The sequence below is a fragment of the Acinetobacter sp. 161(2023) genome (assembly GCF_037027805.1).
Taxonomy (GTDB): domain Bacteria; phylum Pseudomonadota; class Gammaproteobacteria; order Pseudomonadales; family Moraxellaceae; genus Acinetobacter.
Genome location: NZ_JAZEYD010000015.1, coordinates 109229 through 132755, shown reverse-complemented (window position 1 = coordinate 132755; position 23527 = coordinate 109229). Strand labels below are relative to the sequence as shown.

The window sequence follows — 23527 nt, the reverse complement described above, 5'->3', positions numbered from 1 at the left end:
ATTATTTTAAAACAAAAAACCAGTTAATTACTACTACTATATTCAATTTTATATATATCAAATTTTAAAATGATATATTTAACGTTTTTTAAATAAACTCATGACTCATTTCACGCTTTCAATAAAATCAACAACTCAGAAAGACCAATTTTTATCCAAAATTATATCTAAGTTATTTTATTTAATAATTTTTTACACCTGTTATACCTTAATCTAGATATATAATTTATTTTTTGATCTTTAATATTTTCTAAAAATTAGTATTAGAATATATTAATTTATTTAGATATCTTTATAGCTTTTTTTAAAATTAACCATACTAAGTACTATTTATTAGACTGATATCTATACAGAGAATTCATCATTCTAACATCCATTTCAGAGTTAAAAGTTCAGTAAAACTTAATAATTTAGGTTTAAATTAAGAAATACTTAACCCAAAAAGATTTGTCATTTTCATTGAAATGGAAGTTAGTACTTATCGCTTATAATTTTTTGAATTCTTGAATCATTTAATCGATAATAGAACTTTAATACTTATGTCTTTAGCGATTTACTCATAAAGAACTTTAATTTTTAATCATATGAAAACAAGGGGAAATTACATGGGATTTAAAGCCCTCCCTACACTTATTTCTTTATTTATTACATTGTTAATCTGGTTCGTGATTCCTGTACCAAATGGTGTTGATCCTGATGCATGGCATTTGTTAGCGATGTTTGTCGGTGTAATTGCTGCAATCATCGGTAAAGCGATGCCAATTGGTGCCATTGCCATTATTGCAATAACTTTGGTCGCTATTACTGGCGTGACTAACACAAGCCCAAGCGGTGCAATTCAAGATGCCCTTAGTAGCTTTGCTAACCCACTCATCTGGCTGATTGGTATTTCCATCATGATCTCTAAAGGTTTACAAAAAACTAGATTGGGTGCAAGGTTAGGTTATTTATTTATCGCAGTTTGGGGCAAGAAAACCATTGGTATTGGTTATAGCATGGTACTTTCCGAACTCATTCTAGCCCCTGTAACGCCAAGTAATACGGCTCGTGGTGGCGGAATAATTCATCCGATTGTACTGGCAATTTCTACTAGTTATGATTCTGATCCTGCTAAAGGTACCGAAGGTAGGATGGGAAAATACCTATCGTTGGTTAACTACCAAGCCAACCCGATTACCTCTGCAATGTTTATTACGGCAACTGCCCCTAACCCATTAGTAGTTGATTTAGTGGCAAAGGCGACCAATAGTGAAATTTCTTTAAGTTGGAGTACTTGGGCACTGGCAATGTTAGTGCCGGGTTTGATTGCATTAATTATTATGCCTTTGATTATGTATTGGATGTATCCACCCGAAATTAAAGAAACACCTAATGCAGCGCAGTTTGCTAAAACTAAATTAAAGGAAATGGGTCCAGTCAGTAAAAATGAAATCATCATGCTTGGTGTATTCGGTATTTTATTGATGCTATGGGCGGGTATTCCTGCCATGATTTTTGGCTCCGCTTGGGCGGTTGACCCAACGACGACTGCTTTTATTGGTTTAGGATTATTGCTACTTTCAGGTGTTTTAACTTGGGATGATATTCTGACTCAGAAAAATGCGTGGGATACGATTACTTGGTTCGCAGCATTAGTCATGATGGCAACTTATTTAAATAAGCTTGGCTTAATCACGTGGTTCTCTGGTGTTTTAGAAACCAGTATCGGTCATTTAGGTCTAAGCTGGATGCCTGCTTGTTTATTATTAATGCTTGCCTATTTGTATGCACATTATATGTTTGCTAGCACCACGGCGCATATTACCGCAATGTTTGCAGCTTTTTATGCGGCAGGACTTGCACTCGGTGCACCACCAATGTTGTTTGCTTTAATGATGGCAGCAGCTTCAAGCATTATGATGACCTTAACCCATTATGCCACTGGCACTTCCCCTGTAGTATTCGGTTCGGGTTACACCACACTTGGTGAATGGTGGAAAGCTGGCTTTGTCATGAGCGTTGTTAATATCATTATCTTTGTAGTGATTGGCGGACTGTGGTGGAAAGTGTTGGGTTATTGGTAGAATTATTTTAGTTTTAAAAAGCCCCTTATAATGGGGCTTTTTCATGTAGACATTAAAAAATACTAAATTGTCTATTTACCAAATAAAATTATATCAAGTTTATTAATCAGGCTTGATATCATAAACCCAATTTCGTGCTTGTTGGTCTGTTGTAGTTTCGCAGACGTAGTAATCTTGATCCCATGAGTCTGGATGGAAAATTTCCTTTTTGTGATAGGTTACTTGTTTGTCATTTTCAACACAAACAAAGCTGTCCCCTTGGTCTTTAACCGCTGAACCATTAAGAAATCCACCAATACATAAGAAGCGGGATTGTTTAGCCATTTAGTTAAATCAACTCTTTAAATCACTCATTTTCAATGATTAAATGATGGATTGATTGAATTGTAAAGTCAAAATTACTGGACCCTATCAATTAAAATTATTAGATAGGCATAGCACAGAATTTACTACTATTTTTTGATTTAAAACTTGGTATTAAAATTTAGATTAATTAGAAATTATTTCAAAAAATAAGGGCTGATTAATCAGCCCTTATTTTTAGCTTTTTGCTCAAGCAAATCATAGATTTGCTCTTGCGCTATGGAAAAGCCTTTCGGCTTTTCTTTATCCTAGCTCATTAAGTCAATTGAGCAGCTTGGATTTTCTTAGTATCAACTTGATCAGCTTCTTTAGTATATTCGCTCATCTTGTCGAAGTTTAAGTATTTGTAGATCTCAGCAGAAGCGCTGTCGATTTGCGACGCGTACTGTTGATATTCTTCTGGGCTTGGTAATTTACCAAGAACCGCAGCTACAGATGCAAGCTCAGCAGACGCTAAGTAAACGTTTGCACCTTGACCTAAACGGTTCGGGAAGTTACGAGTAGAAGTCGATACACATGTTGTGTTCGGTGCTACACGTGCTTGGTTACCCATACAAAGTGAACAGCCTGGCATTTCTGTACGTGCCCCAGCACGGCCATAGATGTTATACAAGCCTTCTTCCATTAATTGGTGCTCGTCCATACGAGTTGGTGGAGCCAACCATAAACGAGTAGACAATGAACCACTTGGTACTTTGTCAAGTAACTGACCCGCTGCACGGAAGTGACCGATGTTCGTCATACAAGAACCGATGAATACTTCATCAATTTTGTCGCCTTGAACGTCAGAAAGAAGTTTCGCGTCGTCTGGATCGTTCGGGCAGCAAAGAATTGGTTCTTTGATGTCAGCAAGATCAATTTCGTAAACTTTTAAGTATTCTGCATCAGCATCAGCTTTTAACAAGCTTGGGTTGTCTAACCACTTCTGCATGTTTTCAGCACGGCGCGCCATTGTACGAGCGTCGCCATAACCTTCTGCGATCATCCACTTCAACATGGTGATGTTAGAACGTAAGTATTCAGCAACTTTCTCTTCAGAAAGTGTGATTGAACAGCCAGCAGCAGAACGTTCAGCAGATGCATCAGAAAGTTCAAATGCTTGCTCAACAGTCAAGTCATTTTCCATTTCTGATAAATCAATCTCAAGGATGTTACCAGAGAAGATGTTTTTCTTACCTTTCTTCTCTACAGTTAAGTCACCCGCTTGAATTGCGTAGTAAGGAATTGCATGTACAAGATCACGTAAAGTGATACCAGGTTGCATTTTACCTTTGAACTTAACAAGTACAGACTCAGGCATGTCAAGTGGCATAACACCAGTTGCTGCTGCGAACGCAACAAGACCAGAACCTGCTGGGAATGAAATACCGATTGGGAAACGTGTATGTGAGTCACCACCAGTACCAACTGTATCTGGAAGTAACATACGGTTTAACCAAGAGTGGATAATACCGTCACCTGGACGTAAAGATACACCACCACGGTTCATGATGAAGTCAGGTAATGTATGGTGAGTTGTTACGTCAACTGGTTTTGGATACGCAGCAGTATGACAGAAAGACTGCATTACCAAGTCAGCAGAGAAGCCCAAGCAAGCTAAGTCTTTTAACTCGTCACGAGTCATTGGACCAGTTGTATCTTGAGAACCAACTGTAGTCATCTTAGGTTCACAGTAAGTACCCGGACGGATACCTTGACCTTCAGCTAAACCACATGCACGACCAACCATTTTCTGAGCTTGTGTGAAGCCTTTACCAGTGTCAGCAGGTTGTACAGGTGTACGGAACAATGTAGAAGGTGCAAGACCTAATTCTTCACGTGCTTTAGTTGTCAAACCACGACCAATGATCAAGTTAATACGACCACCAGCACGTACTTCGTCTAAAAGTACTGGAGTTTTAAGTTCTGCTTCTGAAATTTGTACACCATCTTTAAAAGCAGTAACTTTTGCAGCAGCATGGTCAATTTTCAATACTACTTCGTCGCCCATGTTCATGTTGGCAACGTCGATTTCTACAGGTAATGCACCTGCATCTTCCATTGTATTAAAGAAAATTGGAGCGATTTTAGTACCTAAGCACACACCGCCATCTTTTTTGTTTGGAATGTGTGGAAGTTCGTCACCGAAGAACCAAAGTACAGAGTTAGTTGCAGATTTACGGCTTGAACCAGTACCAACAACGTCACCTACATAAGCAACTTGGTTGCCTTTTGCAATGAGTTCTTTGATTTGGTTTAATGGACCAACTTCACCTGGTTTTTCAGGGTTGATACCATCACGCTCGTTTTTCAACATTGCATTTGCGTGTAATGGGATATCTGGACGGCTCCAAGCATCTTGCGCTGGAGACAAGTCATCAGTATTTGTTTCACCAGTTACTTTGAACACAGTGATTTTGATTTCTTCTGGAACGTCAGGACGGCTTGTGAACCATTCTGCGTCTGCCCAAGATTGTAAAACAGCTTTAGCATTGGCATTACCCGCTTTTGCTTTATCTGCTACGTCATGGAATGCATCAAATACAAGAAGTGTTTTCTTTAACGCTTCAGCAGCTAGGCTTGCAAGTTCAGCATTATCAAGAAGCTCAACAAGTGGTGCTACGTTATAACCACCAAGCATGGTGCCAAGTAAGTAAACTGCACGCTCTTTAGAAACGAGTGGTGAAGTTGCTTCGCCTTTTGCAATTGCTGCCAAGAACGCTGCCTTTACGTAAGCTGCTTGGTCAACACCTGCAGGAACACGGTTTTCAAGCAAATCAACCAAAAACGCTTCTTCGCCTGCTGGTGGATTTTTTAATAGTTCAACAAGCTGAGCTGTTTGAGCATCATCAAGTGGCTTCGGTGGGACTCCGAGTGCGGCACGTTCTTCAACGTGTTGGCGGTAAGCTTCTAGCACGGTGTTCATTCCTCTTTTTTTGAAAAATTACTTGCAAATTCCAGCTTTCTTAAAAAGCTTCACAAGTAATATGGACTATAAAAGTTTACTAGAGTTCAAGGTAAAAGTTAATGAAAACGGGGTGTTTCTCCGTGATGCCCATTATTTTGTATCTAAATACCCGTGTGTAAATAATGAGCGAATCAGCCAAATATGGGCTATTTTTAAGCAAAAACAGCCTCAGATGAGCGGAAATTTAATAACCGTACTTAATTAGAACGATTTATATTTTGGCATTTTGTCATGAGGTGTTGCCAAACATTCGTCCATCGCTTGCTTTCTAACTTTTTCTTGGAGTGCTTGAGAATCTTTAGTCAGTTCTTCTTTTGGAATTGCATAAACTTTTTCAATAATATTAAGAATGAACTTTTTGGTAATGTCATCTTCAATTTTATTAGCATGCTCAACGGCCTGAGCTTTTTCAATTGCTTGCTGACGATCAAAAACAATGCTTCTAGCCGCATTTCCTACGCTAGTACAAAAACCATGCCACTGCTCTTCTGGTGTTAATGGTTTCTTTTCTGAACAACCAACAAAGAATAAACTCACTGCAATCAATAAAATCTTTTTCATCATTTCACTACACTAATTATTGCTGCTCATATCATACGGAAAATCATCATTTTTGCAAAAACAGCTAGAAAAAAACCGAGATAGTTTCCCTCTCGGTCTTTTTATATCAAGCATTAGTAATGCTAGTTTCTTCATTTGGGTTAATTAAAAAATTTGATATCAGTCGGTGTTGATATTTCTGCCGCATCGCCAGCTGATTTTAATGTGCCTTTGTTGGCATCGAAACGGAACAAACTAATGTTATTACTATAAACATTGGTTACATACAGATATTTACCCGATGCGTCGAATGAGAAAGCACGTGGTTCAATTCCATTGGCTTTATAAACTACTGGTTTAGCTAGCAATCCATTCTGCTGAATTTTAAATACCAAAAGTTTGTTGTCTGCCCCCCTATTAGCAGCAATCACATATTTGCCATTTGGACTGAGAATAATTCCACTCGCACTTTTAAATTCAGGTGTTTTGTCTTCTTGAATTAGTTTTAGCTCAGCCACTTTTTTCAAATGACCATCTTGCACATTAAATGTCACAATTTCGCTTCGCATTTCTGCGGTAACATACGCATGTTTGCCATTTAATGAAAAGACCATATGACGTGGGCCAGAACCATGCGTAAAAGTCACATCTCGGCTACTGTCCGCTTCGAGTGGTTGAGGCTTATTTGGGTTATAACGAAAAGTATAGACTTTGTCATTTCCCAGATCGCTTGCATATAGATACTTACCATTTGGACTAAATGTGGTTGAATGCGCATGGCCACTGTCCTGACGACCTTTGACGTGACCAGAACCTTCGCTAAAAACAATATTTTGTACTTTTTCACCTAAATGGCCGTTTGGCAAAATTGGGAAAACAGCCACACCACCACGACCTTTATCAAATGCCGAATAGTTCGACACAAATAGGAATTTGCCATCTAAACTGATTGATGCATGTGTTGGATGTCCACCATGACTATCCACTGTGTTTAACACATCCACCTTTCCATTTTGAATTGATAATGCAGTCAACCCCCCTTCATTTTCTTCATTAGTGGTATAGGCAAAATGGCCATCTTTCGATTTTACAATCCAAGAAGGACTTTTCATTTTCAAGACATTAACAGGAGTTAAGGTTCCATCGCTATTCACTTTAAGCTGGTACAAACCTTCACTGGCTTGTTTTGGTTTTTGCGCAAGCGGTGCATTAGGGATCGATGTCCATGTTCCTACTAAAGCAATTTGTTGTTGTGCAGCATTTACGGTAGAGCCCCATCCAAATGACAAAAGTGTCATCGACAATGTTGCAGTTAACTTTTGAATTAGCCCACGATATTTAATATTTGTATCTATTTTCACTGTTATATCCTTGGAAAAAACCACCTTATTTGCACTTACCAACAAGGTATTATCAATTTAGTTTCATTTAATGATTCTGAAAACTAATTTATAAAATAGTAATTTTCAAGTGAGTTTTCTTTAATCAAAAGCCTATTCAAGCTTTGGTTCCTTTTAAGAGAATTAAGACTCTATATCGATAAATATTCAATTTTTTTAATTCATATAGAAATGCTTAAAATAAAAGCCCACTAAGAAGTGAGCTTTTATTTCGTTATTACTTGAGATTAATCAAATCATTATAGGTACTAGAGTACTTTCCTAATGTTTAATTTCCGTCTACTAGAAACGCCAGTTATAGAATAAATCGATCGCTCTTTCTAAAGACTGACTTGCTTCTAAGTATAAACGTCGATTCATTTGATAACGTAACGTGAGTTTGTTCACTGGAGTGAATACGCCAACACCATAACGAATAAATAGATCAGGTGTGATATAGCCCGTTAAGCTCACTTGCGTATCTTCACCCGTACCTTGTGCATCTAAAGCTAAGCCACTCAAACCGAAAGTACGTCCAATCTGGTTCGTTAAAGCACGTGTACCGCCTAAGCCCATACTAATCCCTGCGGCAGCAATGGTGTTATTTACATCAGACTTAAATCCTTCTGAATTACTTAAACCACTTGAACCTTCATTAATACGCCCCGTAACAAGTGCATTCAATGCCTCTTGCTCAGATAATCCTGCGTCATTGTAAACCTGAATGTTTGGCGATGTTGCAGTACCTGTAACACGTACCCCAACCATACTACCTTGAACATTTTTGTTTGCATCGATATCTAAAGTCGGATTAGCCAATGGACCATTAAAACGCGCAATCGCTCGATTCAAATCTAGACTTTGTCCATAAGCTTCAATTTTCACTTTTTGACTAACACCAATTGCCCCGTTAGCTCGCATTGCAGTCTCGTAGCCACGTTGGCTTAAATTTAAACGACCAACCAATGGAATATTACTGTTAAAGCCTTGGAATATCACTTGGTTTCCAATATTAACAGCAATATCAGCTCGAATATCCCAAGGTTTAGCAGCCCGTAAAATTGCAAGCGGATCTTGGCCTTGTCGAACTATGCGGACATCTGATGAGGTATTAATGATTGGGGCAGTTGTTTCTGGCATTGAAATACGTGCACGAGGAACATCTACCGATCCTTTTAAGCTTAAACGCTTATCGAAAGGATACATATCAAGTGTAAGGTTTGGATTGACAATTGCAGTAATTAATGGAGCCTGACGTACAAGTAAATTATCACCTTTGAGGTTTAATTGAAGACGTGGCGAATCTTTCCATTCAAAGCTACCTTTTAAAAGCCCTACACCTTGACCACTGTTAAACGCACCATCAATTGTGGCCATGTCCTGACGAATTGATGAGTAAACCTGAACATTAGTTAAATTAACTGGCAGCGAAATCATGCTGATTGCACCATTTTTCAGACGCATCTCACCAGTAAATTGTGGCTGAGTTAATGTACCGTTGACTTTACCTGCCAAGGCTAAGGTTCCACTTAATTTGCGGACATCTTGAATAAATGGTTTCAAGACTTTTAATTGAACATCATTAAAAGCGACCTCACCATGCATTGGCATGGATGGCTGGAATGGATTGATAATGACATTCGCATAACCCGTACCAATATCTGGAGTTTTCACATCAATACGGAACAACAGCCCCTCAGATACACTTTTGGCAATCACGCTTAACTCATCATAAGCCAGAGTGGTCGCAGGGTCTTGTGGATCTTCAGCAGCTAAGCCAATTTCACCTTTACGCGTAATTAAACGTGCATCAAGTTTTGGATTTCCTCCATTTACCCACGCAGCCTTGGCATAACCATTTAATTGCCCAGTCATCGCTAAGCCTTCTGGCATAAATGCCGCGAAGTCACTTAAATCCATGTTTTGAGTTACAAACGAAATATTACCGCGAGCCTTACTTACTCTTACTGGTTGGTCGAAACAGAGCTGGCTATTCGCACTTTGCCAGCAGTGTTGACCTACATATAGCTCAGACCTTGCAGAAGAATAAATCACTGGAGCATTTTGATTTTGTGCCAGATGAATGCGTTTTGAATCAAAACTTCCTTTCTGAATCTGACCTAACCAATCATTGTTCTGGTTAAACCCGCCTGCTAACTGAACATAGAACTTGGAAATACTATTACTGCCGAGTACTTTCAATAAATGCGTTTTTCTTGTTCCAGTTAAATTCAATTCGGCAGACTGAATTTGTCTATTTCCACTACGCAAATTATCTAATTTTGCGGTTAATTGGGTCGGTGTTGTTTCCGATGTGGGAAGTTCACCCTGAATACTCAATCTCTTCACGCTTACTAAATTGTTAAAAGCAAAATCGTCTACTGCGATATTTGCTGTTGCTTTTAAACGTGGCTGCGATTGTACATTCAGGTCACCGTAAGCTCGACCGCGTAGCCCTGGATATAACTCATAGAGTGCTGGCGCATTGAGCTTGATTTTTAGATTTTGTGCATTGCCTGTCGCTTGTAGCTGATTTTGCCCATACACTAAAAATAAATTATTTGCTTCAAACTGCTGAGGTAAAAAGCCTTTTTGATTAGAATCCATCAATATAGAGAGATTACCCTTACCTCGCACAGGTTTATTATTTATAAAGCCAGCAAGATTCAATTGCTGAATATTAATTCGTTTCAGATGGTCTGCCCAAACCCCTTGGGTTTTTAGATTCCCTGAAATTTCGCCTTTTACAGCTGAGGTGAAATATTGAGGTTTAAAGCGTACCAATGAACTATTAATATCCCATGCAATGCGATCTTTCAGATTTACAGAACCGGTTGCATAGATTTTTCCAGCTATCCCATCATGTTGTAACTGGTTAATTCGAATAAAATCTGGCGTACCCGCTATAGAAAACTTCAGTAAACCATTTGCCTGTTTTAAGGCTTTTAAAGATCCATCATAATTAACTGCAAAACCTTTAAAGCCGCCGCCAGCTTTTACATCATTGAATAATAATGCTGCTGTACTTTTACCGCCTAAAGTTACAGTCTCTTGACCTGCTTGAGCCAATCGACCAGTTAAATCAATTTTCTCAAATTGAATGATTTGCTGGTTTGGTTTAGCAAAACCATTTGCTTTAATCGAACCATTTAAAAGATTAACAGGTGCTGCAGCATGAATACTTTGTGGATTAAAATCCTTTGCATTTAACAAAGCATTCCAAACCAACTGACGTTTTTCAGTAGGAAGTAATACTTTCGCCTGACCAGTTAAGCTACCTTTTTCAGCAGCAAAACTAAAATTGGGAATATTTAAAACATTATCTTTAACATTTAAGTTAGCTAGATATTGACCTGCTGGCAATAAAGTTTTTTCATGCTGATATACTTTTGTAGCAACTTTAATATCTTGCTGGCCATCACGTAATGTTAAATCAACCTGACCATTATCACTGCTTAACCATCCAATATAAGGCATTGCACGGTCTATTTTCGTCCAAGCCACATTCATGAGCATCGGTTGGGGTTTTTTATTTTTTTCAGGAGCCTGATTAAACTTGAGTTTCCAAGACTCGTAACGGTCAAAATCAACATTAGCAAATACTTCAGTGCCTTTTTCCAAAGAACCAGTTGAAGCAACAGCAGCATCTAAACTTGGCGGTAAAAAGTCTTGAACAACCTGAGGAATAGCTTTGTCTTTAGGATTAATATGGTCTAAACGGCCTTTAACATCCCAAGTAACATGATCTTTCCAGTTTACTAAACCTTTAAGGTTAACAGCCCCTTTCATGACTTGACCATTAAAATCAGTGATATTCAACTGATGAACCAAGTCAGTATTCATTAAAGCGTTGTATTGACCTTCAGGTAAATTTTCACCCTTTAAATCTGTATCAAGTGCCAAATTAAGCTGTTTAATATCACCTTGAAACTTGATTACACCATTTTTCGCAAATAATTTTTGTTCAACCAATAAAGGCAAGTGATAATTTTTGAATAACAGCGCACCTTGCATAGGTACTTCATGACGAACAGGATGTAAAACGACCCAGCCTGTTAATAAATCTGGTGTTGTTGTCGCCACACCCGCTTTTAAAGTATCTAAACTTCCTCTAGCTGCAACCTTAATATCTTGAATATTTAAGCTTTTTAAAGATGGAATTCTTAAATCGGCGGTCGCATTAAGTGGGTATTTTCCACTAAAGTCCATCTTGCCTGTTGCGTTATGAACAGAAAGATAGCCCATATCCATACTGGATTTTTCAAATTCCAGTTTAGTCTCTGACCACAGTGCATCATTTAGGTGAACGTCATGGAAATTTACAATAGAACCTGAATTTTTAATTTCTAAATGATCGACATTTGCCTTATCTACACGAAGCACAAATGGTAATTTAATTGGTTTAAATTCAAAGGCTTTATTCGATGGTGGAGCTTTATTAATAATAATTAAGTTCTGTACATCTGCATTGCTTAAATGCACTTCTTTTTCTAATAATAAAGAACGCCACCCTAAGCGAACATCGGCTCTATCTAAAGTAACATCAACTTCTGTTAACTGAACAATAATATTTTTAAGGATAATTCCTCTAAGTAAATTACCCCCTTCGTATTCATATTTAATTATTTTCTGGGCTTCTAAGACCCGATCTAATAGAAAACGACTTCCGCGATCAGTTGACATCATAATCACTAAAGAAGACGCTAATAATAAAAATATGATTAATATCGTCAGCAAGAAACTACGCAAAATGCGCCGTTTCTTAGGAGAGCTAGGTGCCGAAGTTGGCTGCTGTTCTACTTCCGCCATAAAATAAACCTAATAAAATTTTATTTTTAAAGTTGTGGGCCTATAAAGAAATGTAAACGAATCGGATGGTTTTCATCTGAAATACCCGAAGCGACATCTAAACGAATTGGGCCGATTGGAGACTTCCATCGAATTCCAACCCCAATGCTATAAGCTGCTGGATTATTAAAATCCTTATCATAGGCATTACCAAAGTCAGAGAAGACAGCAGCTCGCCAACCGTCCTTAAATTGATAGTTATATTCTAAAGAACCTACAGCCAAAGCTTGTCCCCCAATTTTATAACCATTTACTTCTGGAGAAAGACTCTTATAGTCAAATCCACGAATTGTTTGGTCACCACCAGTAAAGAATCTAAGGTTGTACGGAACTTTGTCAAAATTATCGGTAAAAATGTAGCTAAGGTCAGATCTGCCAACAAATTGATGATCATCATTTTCACCCAAAGAATAAATAAATCTCCAACCCGCACTTGCAATTGCCATATTGGCATCAGACAGCAAACTCTCGCTACCTAATTCTAGTTTATAGGTTTGTTTAAAAGCTTTCGTTGGGTTTAAACGTGTATTACTCGTGGTTTTAGATGTTTCATAACTAAATAATAATGCTTCTTGCTCTGATGCGGCCGTTTTAAAAGCATCAGGTAACTCAGAAATATCAACATTACCCTGCTGGGTCAAACGGTCTAAACGATAACGTACGCCAAAAGTATGCTGCCAGTTCCCTAATGGGCGTTTAATTATGCGCTCTCCACCTAATACTGCCGACTCAGTAAGTAAACCTACATCAGGACCAATATTATTCCTAGTCTCGCGCTCATATCCACCCACAATGTTAAAGTAATCATTTAGCGGGTGTTTGTAAGGAATACTATATCGACCATCAATAGATTGACGAATTTGTGAAACTTCTAAGTTGGCATCAAAAGAATGACCATATTTATTCACAATAGAACGGCGATACTGACTACGTAAACGTGCACCTGTATCGGTCCCGTAACCAATACCCGTTTCTAAACTATTTAGCTTATCTGCATTTAAAGTCACAATGACTGGAATTCTTTTCGTTTCACGCGCTTGAGCTTGCAAACGATCTTGTTCGGTTTCTTTTTCATCCTGCTGACTTGGAGCACTTTGCAACATTGCTGTTTGAGGTTCTCCCTCTTTTACTTTTTGTGTTCCAGCAAACTGTTTTTCATCTACAACGTTTTGTGTAACTTCTTTATTAGATGTTGCTAATTGACGTGCTTTAGCAAGTCGTCTTTCTTCTGGTGAAAGTAAATTAGATTCATCAACATCAATATTTTGCTCATCGACTAAAGTTTGTAAATCTGGTGGTAACTCAAGTGGTTTTTCAATTGGATCTGGTTTAATGCTATCAACCAAGGTGTAATTAAAATAACGAGAATTTGTTAGATTATTCGCTAAAGTATTTACTCGCCAAAATCCATAGTCATCACCCTCTTTCCAAGGTGCCATACTTTCTAATATATTTTGATTTAATGGCAAAGGTTTCGATGGATCACTCATACGAAACTCGACCTTATCTAATTTATAGCGCTCACCTGTCTCATAACGTAAATTGATATCAGCCTTGTTTTCAGGCTGACTCACTTTTACATCATGCAACCGCCAATATGCATCAAAATAACCGTTATCAGAGGCTGCATTGGCAATTCGGGTTTTCGTGGTTTCATATAAACCATGGTTAAAGATATCACCTACATCCTGATCAGGAACTAAGCGAATAACCTGAAATTGGGGCCGTTTTTCACCAGCACCTGTGAATTCGATATTTTGCTCATTAATTCGTACTGGTTCATTTGGTGTAACCTTAACACGAACACGACTGGGACTTAATTTTTCAAATCTAAACTCAGCATTATAATAACCAACCGCTTGAGCAGCCTGATTGCTTAGCGTTCGGAGCTGAGGTAAAGCTGCATTAAAATCTTCGAATGATTCTTGGGTGAATGTTGATAACTTTCCTTTAATATTTTTAGCCAGCGCATCTGGAGCACCTTCCACATCTGCACTAATACGTGGCACTTGCTCCATCGGAATTACACGTGGTGGACGCACTTTATTTAAAATACGTTTAAAGAAACCAGCTTGCTCAGGTGGCTTTTCAGCCTCTGGCGTTAATTCAGGTAAGGTTTTTCCAGTTTGATTGGCTTCGACTACAATCTGACTATCAGATTTAATCTCTTGCATAAGTTGGTCAATATTTACAGGTGCTTGATTAATCTGATTTAATTCAGACTGAGTTGCATCACTGACTGTAACTTCGGGTAGCTTCTGAGTGCCATTTTGGAAATTTTGCGCTTCATTCTTAGCTTCTTCAGCGACTTTATAAATTTCATTTGCCATGTTTTGATCAACAGGCAAGTCAGGCAAATCATCAAGATTATCAAGCGTAATTGGCTTAAATGCGTCAATTTGATTTGGAAATTGTTCTTGTTGTTGCAATATAGCCAAGCTATCTTGTTGTTGCTGTGCTTGAGTCACAAGTGTAGCAATATCTGTTATTGGAGCAGTAGTTTGCTGACTCACTGGAGCTGATAGTTCAGTTGACCCATTAGACACAGTCTGGTTTAAAGTTGAGGAATTACTATCAACAGAAGTTTTAGCAAAGCCTGGTGTTACACAAACCGTTAACAACAAGCTGCTACAAATAAGTTTAGGAATCCCCTGCATTTTTAAAATTAAATGCATAGAATGAGAGAGAGTTGACTGTTTAAACTTAATTTTAGAAGGCATAGAAAACTCTAGACTTATTTTTTAATAAAACGCACCAAGGTGAGTGTAAAACTCACTCAAAACCATTGATTTTTCATTTAATCAAGCGTTAAAAATATCATACATGGTTTTCGATGCAAATTAACACTCGGTCACATTTTTTTATAAAACACAATGAAGTTTGCACATGATGAAACAAGATGAGCACCTGATGACATCACGTCGGTTCGTACCGATGTTTTTTACCCAGTTTTTTGGCGCATTAAATGATAATGTTTTTAAGCAAGCTTTATTATTAGTGATTACTTATGGTTTGATTCAGCAGCAATCAGCCCCAGTAAGTACTCTCAATAATTTAGCAGCTCTCTTGTTTATTTTGCCCTATTTCTTTTTTTCAGCCACTGCTGGACAAATTGCAGATAAATATGAGCGCTCACAACTCGTCCGTGGCATAAAAATTTTAGAAATTATTATTATGCTTATCGGTTCTGCCGGTTTTTTATTGGGGCACTTATGGTTGCTCCTTCTTGCTTTATTCTTAATGGGTACACATTCAACATTTTTTGGTCCCATCAAGTACGCAATTTTGCCTGAAATTTTAAAACCGAATGAATTAATGTCGGGTAATGCTCTGTTTCAGTCGGGCACTTCAATGGCAATTTTATTCGGGATGATTTTAGGTGGTGCTGTAATTGCATCATCACATGGGAACTTACTGTGGATTAGCCTTACTGTTGTGGTTATTGCTTGCATTGGCTATTTATGTAGTCGCTTCATTTTGCCACAGAAAGTTGCAGCACCCGATTTAAATATTGACTGGAACTTTATTCGCACAAGCTTTCAAACCATTACATATGCTAAAAGTTTACCGTTAGTATTTACTATTTTGTTAGGTAACTCGTGGTACTGGTTTTATGGGGCGACTTATTTAACGCAAATTCCGCAGCTTACCCAACAAAACCTTCATGCATCAGAAAATGTCGTTAGCCTCTTACTGACTTTCTTTTCGGTCGGTATTGGTGTCGGGTCTCTTCTTTGCCGTAAAATTGGTGGCTCAGAAATTAATATTAAAATGGTACCAATTGGTGCGATTGGCCTTACCGTTTTTGCGCTCTACCTTGCCGCGAGTTTAGCTTTTGTACCCGAAAGAACTGGTACATTACTTACCTTAAAAGATATTTTTACCCAAGGCTGGGTTTATTACCATGTGATGATAGCTGTGACTTTACTGGGGATTAGTGGCGGTTTTTATATTGTTCCTTTATATGCCATGATGCAGGCTTACTCACCACGTTCACATCGTGCTCGCGTTGTAGCAGCAAATAACATTTTAAATGCCGTTTTTATGGTTTCATCTGCAATTTTTTCAATCTTAATCTTAAGTGTTTTAAAAATTGATATTAAAATACTATTTATTATTACAGCTGTACTTAGTGCAATCTTTAGCATTTGGCTTCTAGCACGTCTAAAACCAATGCTTGCCACAGCACATCTTTCTTTGGAGGACTAATTTATGCGCCACTATACTGGAATTGATCAGCTTATTAACTCTTTTGATCAAGCATTACGTAGTCTTGTTCCAGGTGCAACAGCAGCACAGCGCCAAAATCCAGCCGAATCAGTTGAAGCAAAACTAGGCGTAGAAGATGCTCGCCATGTCGCAGGCTTAATGCGTGTTAACCATAGCGGTGAAGTGTGTGCACAAGCCCTTTATCATGGACAAGCATTAACGGCGAAATTGCCAAATGTACGCAAAGAAATGCAGCAAGCGGCAATTGAAGAACAAGATCATTTAGCGTGGTGTGAGGTTCGTTTAAAAGAGCTAAATAGTCATACCAGTTTATTAAACCCAATTTGGTATGGGCTTTCATATGGCATGGGTGCTCTTGCTGGTATTGCGGGTGACAAATATAGCTTAGGTTTCGTGGCCGAAACCGAACGCCAAGTCAGCCTTCATTTACAAGATCATTTAAACCAGTTACCTGCTCAAGATGATCGTTCTCGTAAAATTTTAGAGCAAATGAATGAAGATGAATTACATCATCGCCATACAGCGCTTGAGGCAGGTGGTGTTGAATTACCATATGCAGTAAAAATTACGATGACTGCGATTTCAAAGCTAATGACAAAAACTAGTTATTACCTTTAAGAAAACAAAGGATTGATCTAATTCAGATCAATCCTTTTTTAAATATTATTTTAATCCGTGATCGTATTTAAAACGCTCGATATCTCTAATTGAGTTCCAATAGTTTCGATTAATGCGGTCACGATCAATTTGTAACTCTCTTAAAAGCTTACGATAACGTTCACGCTCTTCTGGCTTTAATTTTTCGTTATAAGCACTGTCAGAATATTGCTTAAACTTTTCGTCATAACGATCATATTCATTTTTTGCATTATAGTAATCAGAAGCTGCCTGATAATAAGGTCTTAAACGGTTACGCTGCTCAACTGGGCACACGTTGATATTGCCATTCCCTTCTAAAGCGTTATAAAAAATGTTTGCTGGCTGGCAATAATACCCTAGCCCTTCTTTATACCCGCGTTCATATGACTTTTGATCTGGAACAATATTGGCTTTTCCACATGCTTTATAATATTGATCTAAACGTGGTGACGAACCTTTTGAACCATCTTTCTCACCCACTAATGACCAATTCGCAGTCTTACATTCTTCTACGCTCATTGCAGTACAACCTGAAAGGCTGATTGCTAAAATGGCTAAAAAGATATTTTTCATATTAATAGAACTCGAAAATAAAATTTAAAAAACGCAAAAAATAAAATTCCAGCAAATACCCTAAAAGATCTTGTTCTATTCAAGACGTCAAAAATAAGTGACTCACTGGATAAGCTTTTAAGTTTAAATCAGTTTGATCATCTCACCAAATTGAAAGGTCATAATTGTTAATATTGTTTAATTAAAAAAAATCAAATTCGCAGAAATTCGCTCACTCTTAAACGACCTTTATACACTAATTTTACTTAAAATAATTATCTTAAAAATTAATTACAAGATTTTGATTATTAAAATAAAAAATCAAAATCACTCATAAATTACTCTTTAATCATTTTACTCTTTTTTTACGCGATTAAATTCACAGGCTACGGTAGGATTTTAGCTAAATAACCACCAAGGTTTTTTATAATGAGTACGCATATTTACCCAAGTTTAAACTTACAAAATCCTCACTTTAAGGCATTTAAAATATCAAATGATTTTATTCCTCCAATACAAACTCACATTTTCAATTCCGAGCTTTTTTTAAAAGAGGTTGATGAATATTTAACTTTATATCCTCACACTCAGCACATTGATATTTGTCTGTACGACTTAAACGGACATATCCGTGGGAAACGGATTGATGTTAAAAGTTTAAAGAATCTTTCTAATGGATGCTATTTTCCACTTTCTGTTTATGCAATGAGCCTTGATGGAAAAGTGATTGAAGAGACAGGTTTAGGAAAATATATTGGTGAACCAGACAGACTTTGCCTACCCATTTTAGGCAGCTTGCAACCCAGTGCATTATCTCCTGAATTGAATGCTCAGCTTTACCTATCAATGCAAGAAGAAGATGGTTCAGATTGTCACTATGAACCACGCAATATATTAAAAAAATTATTAAATCAGTTACATGCTACCAATTATTTTCCTGTTATGGCTGCCGAACTAGAGTTTTATCTTTTCTCACCTCAGCATCAGTCTGAAACATGCATAGAAAACCAATGTTTCGATATAGATGCACCGAATAACTATCAACAAGTCCTAGAGGAAGTTGAAAAAGCTGCTCTACTACAGTCTATTGAAATTACCGCTATTGTTGCGGAGTCATCTCCTGGACAATACGAGTTAAACCTCCAACATAGCCATGATATTTTAAAGCTCTGCGATCAAATTAATGCTTTAAAAAGAATTGTAAAGCAAGTCGCAAGAAAGCATGACTTAACCGCTTGTTTCATGGCGAAACCAAACTTGGCAAAAGCTGGTAGCGGCATGCATTTTCATATGAGTATGCTCAATCAATACCATGAAAATATATTTAGCTCAGAAGAAGAAAAAGATGAGCTTTCCGTCAAATTACTAAGCGCAATTAGTGGCCTAATTGAATTAATGCCTGCATCTATGGCTATTTTAGCGCCCAATATTAATTCTTATAGACGTTTTAAAATTGGTCATCATGTGCCATTAGAAGCCAATTGGGATACCAACAATCGTAATGTCGCAATCCGAATTCCATGCTCAGATATACAAAATCAACGCTTAGAATATCGGGTTGCTGGAGCCGACTGCAATCCCTATCTGGTTACAGCAACTATTTTAGCTGGCGTGTCTTATGGCTTATCTCATAAGTTACCGCTACCAAAACCTGCACATCTTTTAAAATTTCAAGACGAGCATATTTTATTAGCCAACAACCAACCAGAAGCCTTAAAAATATTTAAAGGAAGTCTTATTTTAAAAGGATATTTAGGGGCCGACTTTGTAGAGCATTGGTACACAGTGAAACAGGCTGAATATCAAAATATTTACAGCCAAATGACTGAAGCAGAACAACATTGGGATATTTAAATAAAAAAAGCTAAAAGATATAAACCACTTTGCAATCCCTTAGGGAGAAATCCCCTAAGGTTTTTTTATATCTCATTAATGATTTTTCTGTTGAGCTAAAAAACGTAATCCAACACCAGGCTCAGTAGCAATATAGCGTGGTTGAATCGCGTTATCCCCCAGTTTACTTCGCAACTTACCCACCAAAATACGCAAATAATGCGTATCTTCTTGATGGGTTGGCCCCCATAGTTCTTTTAAAAGTTGTGGCTGTGTTAAAAGCTGGCCTTGATAGCGCATTAATAGCGTCAAAAGTTGAAACTCTTTTCGAGTTAAAGTAATTGGCTGTTGCTCGACCCAAGCCAAACGTTGCGTGACATCGACTTTAAGATAACCATCGTCATATACATGTGCTTCTTGCTGGATTGGTTGATTTCTTAAGATGACACGTATGCGCGCCAAAAGCTCTTGCACACTAAAAGGCTTGGTCATGTAATCGTTTGCGCCAGCATCGAGCAAAGCAACTTTTTCGTATTCATCAGCGCGTACAGATAACACAATAACCGGCACATTTGACCAGCTACGTAACTCTTGAAGCACTTCTTTCCCGTCTAAATCGGGTAAACCTAGATCTAAAATAACCAAATCAGCCCCTTGGGTTGCCAAAGCCTCTAGGCCTTTGTAACCCGTTTCGCAGAGCGTGGTTTTATATTTTTGAGTTCTTAAAGCAATATCTAAAAATTTACGGATTTGAGGCTCATCATCAATAATCACAATGCGTGTTTCTACTGGAGATGTTTCTGAACTTATCATGAATTTACAACTTATTCTTTTACTGGGTGAATGGGTAATCTGATTTGAATTAAAGTACCTTTATTTTGGCGCCCTGAAAATGCTTCTATTGTACCCATATGAGCACCAATGATCGCTTTTACGATTGTAAGCCCTAAACCTGTACCAAACTTTCCACGATCTCCGCGCTCCATCGTATAAAACATATCGAAAATGCGGTGTCTTTCTTCTTCAGGAATTCCCGCACCCCTGTCTTCAATTTCAATTTTTACTTCATCTTCTGATGACAGATTAGCGCGAATCATGACTGACTCATCTGGAGGTGAAAAGTTTGCGGCATTTTCTAAAACATTAAAAATAGCTTGCTCTACCAGTGCTGGGTGGACATACAAACTAATCGGTTGCTCAGGTAACTGAACGACCACTTGCGTATCTGGTTTATAACGCTTTAAACGGCGGGTTGCTGAACCAATTAATTCATCTACCCCAATCCAGTCTCTTTTTAAAGTTAGACCTTCGTGGCCTAAGCGCGTCATATCAAGCAAGTTTTGAATATAACGGTCTAAACGCTCACCTTCTAAATGAATTGTTTCAAGTAAATCTTGCTGGTCTTGTTCTGACATGTCAGCTTTAAAATTGGCAAGCGTGTCTGCTGCTCCAATAATAGAAGCAAGTGGTGAACGTAAATCATGTGATACCGAAGATAATAAAGCAGAACGTAATCGCTCTGTTTCACTGGTGACTTTGGCTTGTTCAAGCTCATTAACCAATTGGGTTCGAAGTGCTGCCTGCGCAATATATTCAATTACACTTTCCGTCAGTTTCTTTTGCTCAAAATTTAGAGAAATCACTTCATCCTTAAAGTAAATTCCCACAATACCCAGGCTATTTTTCTGTTCTAAAAGTGGTAAAAACCACCAGTTTGATTGACTAAGAGTATCGGTAAAACGCCCACACGGTTGCTGATGTTTTAAACACCATTCTGCGGCTACTTTTTCTTTATCGTTTAGCTCAATATCAGATGAAATGACTCTGTCTTGAATAGAAATCCACACCTTAGTTTGCAGCTGGGTTTCTAAAGTCATACGCCCTGTTTGCATGACTTCTTCAAGGTTTACCGCACTAGAAAGTTTACGTGCCAAGTCTTGCATCACTGTGGTGTAGGCATTGGCAGCTTTTAAAGATAAAACTTGCTGACGTAATTGAGAGGCCAAACGTCCAGCAATTAACGCTGCTGCAAAAAAGGCAACAACAGTGACTACCCCTTGGTGTGCAGAAATCTGAAAGGTAAACCGTGGAGCTATAAAGAAAAAATTATAAGACAAGAAACAGATTAAGGCTGCCACTACTGCAGCGAGCATTCTCGTTTTCGTTGCTACAATTAAAACTGAAATAATAAAAATGACAGAAAAGTCTTCAATACCCAAGAGAACTTCGGCAAAGTGAGCTATAAAAATACTGGCACATGTAACAGCTAAAACAAAAATACTTTCTTTTAATGATAAAAATGATGGCTTTATGAGTGGAGTTATCTTTTTAGTGCCCTGTTCTGGATGCAAAATGGTTAAAGCAATCGAATTTTCTTGATTTAGTAATTGTTGAGCTAAATTTTTCTCAAATAATTTTAGCCACCACGGTGAAATACTTTTGCCAATAACTAGATTTGAAATTCCCCGATCAACCGCGGCATCCATTAAAACAGATGCAACTCGATGCCCATATAAAACTTCTGTTCGGCCACCGAGTTGCCGAGCCAGCTCAAACGCCCGATCAATCTCAATATATTCTTTTTTATATGAGTTTCCTGAACTCTGTCCAAAGTCCAGACTTTTAGCAACATTTACTACAGTCCATGTAGCTCCGTAACGTTCCGCTAAACGGCACCCTGCCCGTACTAAATATTCAGAAGAGCCTTGTCCATCTATCGCAATCATCAGTTCATTTTGCAGCGATATAGATTTCAAACCTTTAGAGGCATAACTCTCTTTTAAATCTGAATCGACATGTTCCGCAACGCATTGCATTGCGAGTTCACGTAATGCTGTTAAATTTGAAATGCTAAAAAAGCCTTGTAATGCCAGATTTGCTTGCTCTGGCACATAGACTTTTCCTTGATGGAGCCTTTCAATGAGTTCACTAACAGGTAAATCAATTAAGCGAATGTCTCGAATACGATCAAACACCCGATCTGGAACAGTTTCATTTACTCTAATCCCCGTAATCTGATGCACCACATCATTTAAGCTTTCTAAATGCTGAATATTAATGGTGGTAAATACATCAATACCCGCGTCTAGCAATTCATTGACATCTTGCCAACGTCGTTCATGGCGACTGTTCGGTATGTTGCGATGAGCTAACTCATCAACCAAAACAATTTCTGGATGCCGAAGCAGAATAGCATCCAAGTCCATTTCTTCTAAAGTGTGCCCCTGATATTGCATTTCCTTTCTAGCAATTTGAGGCAACCCTTCCAAAATTTTTAGAGTTTCTATCCTTCCGTGAGTTTCAACAATACCAACAACAACATCTGTACCCTGTTGGAATAATTCTTTAGCGCGAGCAAGCATGGCGTAGGTTTTTCCAACACCAGGCGCCGCACCAAGAAAGATTGTTAGTCGACCGGCTTGATATCTATTAACATGATTTAATAAGGCCTCAGCCTGATTTTCGCGATTGCTTTGCACTTGATATCATCCGGTAAACTAACAATTTTATTTTCAAGTTAATGTGTAGATTGTAATTGATCTAAAGCGATATTTAGCTCTAATACATTAACACGTGCTTGCCCCAATACACCAAACTGAGCTGGTTCAATATGTTTTTGTAGTAGCTCTTCTACAACTTTCGATTCTAGATGACGAACTTGAGCCACTCGAGCTACCTGTAATTGAGCGGCTTCAGGACTAATATGCGGATCGATACCACTACCCGATTTAGTCACCAAATCACTTGGGATAGCTGCATTGCCCGTATGGTCTTGTTTTTTCACTTCAAGAATCTGTGCATCAATTTGTTTTTGCAGATCTGGATTGGTAAGGGCTAAATTTGTACCACCCATAGACATCGGATCATAAGCAACCGCTGAAGGACGTGGATGAAAATAAGCCTCTCCAATAAATGGCTGAGCGACTAACTTTGACCCTAGAACTTTATGGTCTATTTCAATCAAACTACCATTTGCTTGATTGTTGAATAACACCTGTCCCGCTCCTGTGGCGATAGCACTATAAACAGCACCGCAACCCACAAGAGTAAAAATTAGAAGCCCGAAAGATGCTCTTAGGGTCTGACCCAAATTTGCTTCTGAATTTTGTGCATAAGTTTTCATTTCAAACTCC

General features: G+C 38.0%; 13 protein-coding genes and 2 pseudogenes. 4 read left to right on the top strand and 11 right to left on the bottom strand.

Annotation, left to right across the window (positions count from 1 at the left end; genetic code table 11):
• The first annotated feature begins 605 nt into the window (after positions 1 to 605).
• Entirely contained in the window at positions 606 to 2063 is a 1458-nt protein-coding gene (locus WA249_RS15330; protein WP_336169914.1) for a DASS family sodium-coupled anion symporter, read from the top strand.
• Between the two features lie 102 nt (positions 2064 to 2165).
• Here the strand turns inward: WA249_RS15330 and WA249_RS15325 are convergent, their stop codons facing one another.
• The 7 genes and pseudogenes from WA249_RS15325 to WA249_RS18970 form a co-directional block, all read right to left on the bottom strand.
• The gene (locus WA249_RS15325) at positions 2166 to 2387 is read right to left on the bottom strand and encodes a hypothetical protein (protein ID WP_336169912.1); all 222 of its coding nucleotides are present in this window, start codon (positions 2385 to 2387) and stop codon (positions 2166 to 2168) included.
• 295 nt (positions 2388 to 2682) lie between these two features.
• The gene (locus WA249_RS15320; protein ID WP_016137731.1) at positions 2683 to 5322 is read right to left on the bottom strand and encodes a bifunctional aconitate hydratase 2/2-methylisocitrate dehydratase; all 2640 of its coding nucleotides are present in this window, start codon (positions 5320 to 5322) and stop codon (positions 2683 to 2685) included.
• Positions 5323 to 5574: 252 nt separating this feature from the next.
• Positions 5575 to 5937, bottom strand: coding sequence for a hypothetical protein (locus WA249_RS15315; RefSeq protein ID WP_252612612.1), 363 nt, complete (start codon positions 5935 to 5937; stop codon positions 5575 to 5577).
• Positions 5938 to 6074: 137 nt separating this feature from the next.
• Positions 6075 to 7298, bottom strand: coding sequence for a lactonase family protein (locus tag WA249_RS15310; RefSeq protein WP_336169909.1), 1224 nt, complete (start codon positions 7296 to 7298; stop codon positions 6075 to 6077).
• 297 nt (positions 7299 to 7595) lie between these two features.
• Complete coding sequence (locus WA249_RS15305) at positions 7596 to 12101, bottom strand: translocation/assembly module TamB domain-containing protein (protein ID WP_336169908.1); 4506 nt, start codon at positions 12099 to 12101, stop codon at positions 7596 to 7598.
• A gap of 26 nt (positions 12102 to 12127) precedes the next feature.
• A pseudogene (locus tag WA249_RS18975) lies at positions 12128 to 13189 on the bottom strand (autotransporter assembly complex protein TamA); the annotation flags it as partial.
• A gap of 89 nt (positions 13190 to 13278) precedes the next feature.
• Positions 13279 to 14860, bottom strand: a pseudogene (locus tag WA249_RS18970) (POTRA domain-containing protein); the annotation flags it as partial.
• A 166-nt stretch (positions 14861 to 15026) separates the two neighbouring features.
• On the opposite strand from WA249_RS18970, the gene WA249_RS15295 reads away from it, so the two are divergent.
• Both WA249_RS15295 and coq7 read left to right on the top strand, forming a co-directional pair.
• Positions 15027 to 16349, top strand: coding sequence for an MFS transporter (locus WA249_RS15295; protein ID WP_336169906.1), 1323 nt, complete (start codon positions 15027 to 15029; stop codon positions 16347 to 16349).
• Between the two features lie 3 nt (positions 16350 to 16352).
• Positions 16353 to 16988 carry a 2-polyprenyl-3-methyl-6-methoxy-1,4-benzoquinone monooxygenase gene (gene coq7, locus WA249_RS15290; RefSeq protein ID WP_004791519.1) on the top strand — a complete coding sequence of 212 codons (636 nt, stop codon included), beginning with the start codon at positions 16353 to 16355 and terminating at the stop codon, positions 16986 to 16988.
• Positions 16989 to 17033: 45 nt separating this feature from the next.
• On the opposite strand, the gene WA249_RS15285 is transcribed toward coq7, so the two are convergent.
• Positions 17034 to 17582: a DUF2799 domain-containing protein gene (locus tag WA249_RS15285; protein ID WP_336169905.1), complete on the bottom strand. Its 549-nt coding sequence runs from the start codon at positions 17580 to 17582 to the stop codon at positions 17034 to 17036.
• Positions 17583 to 17990: 408 nt separating this feature from the next.
• Between WA249_RS15285 and WA249_RS15280 the strand changes: the two genes are divergently transcribed.
• Positions 17991 to 19415, top strand: coding sequence for a glutamine synthetase family protein (locus tag WA249_RS15280; protein WP_336169904.1), 1425 nt, complete (start codon positions 17991 to 17993; stop codon positions 19413 to 19415).
• A gap of 75 nt (positions 19416 to 19490) precedes the next feature.
• On the opposite strand, the gene WA249_RS15275 is transcribed toward WA249_RS15280, so the two are convergent.
• Genes WA249_RS15275 through kdpC form a run of 3 tightly spaced genes read right to left on the bottom strand, consistent with a single transcriptional unit; the run spans position 19491 to position 23517 of the window.
• The gene (locus WA249_RS15275) at positions 19491 to 20207 is read right to left on the bottom strand and encodes a response regulator transcription factor (RefSeq protein WP_336169903.1); all 717 of its coding nucleotides are present in this window, start codon (positions 20205 to 20207) and stop codon (positions 19491 to 19493) included.
• A gap of 11 nt (positions 20208 to 20218) precedes the next feature.
• The gene (locus WA249_RS15270; protein ID WP_336169902.1) at positions 20219 to 22873 is read right to left on the bottom strand and encodes a sensor histidine kinase KdpD; all 2655 of its coding nucleotides are present in this window, start codon (positions 22871 to 22873) and stop codon (positions 20219 to 20221) included.
• 38 nt (positions 22874 to 22911) lie between these two features.
• Positions 22912 to 23517 (bottom strand): potassium-transporting ATPase subunit KdpC, encoded by a 606-nt coding sequence (gene kdpC / locus WA249_RS15265; RefSeq protein WP_336169901.1) that lies wholly within the window; start codon positions 23515 to 23517, stop codon positions 22912 to 22914.
• Positions 23518 to 23527: the final 10 nt, after the last annotated feature.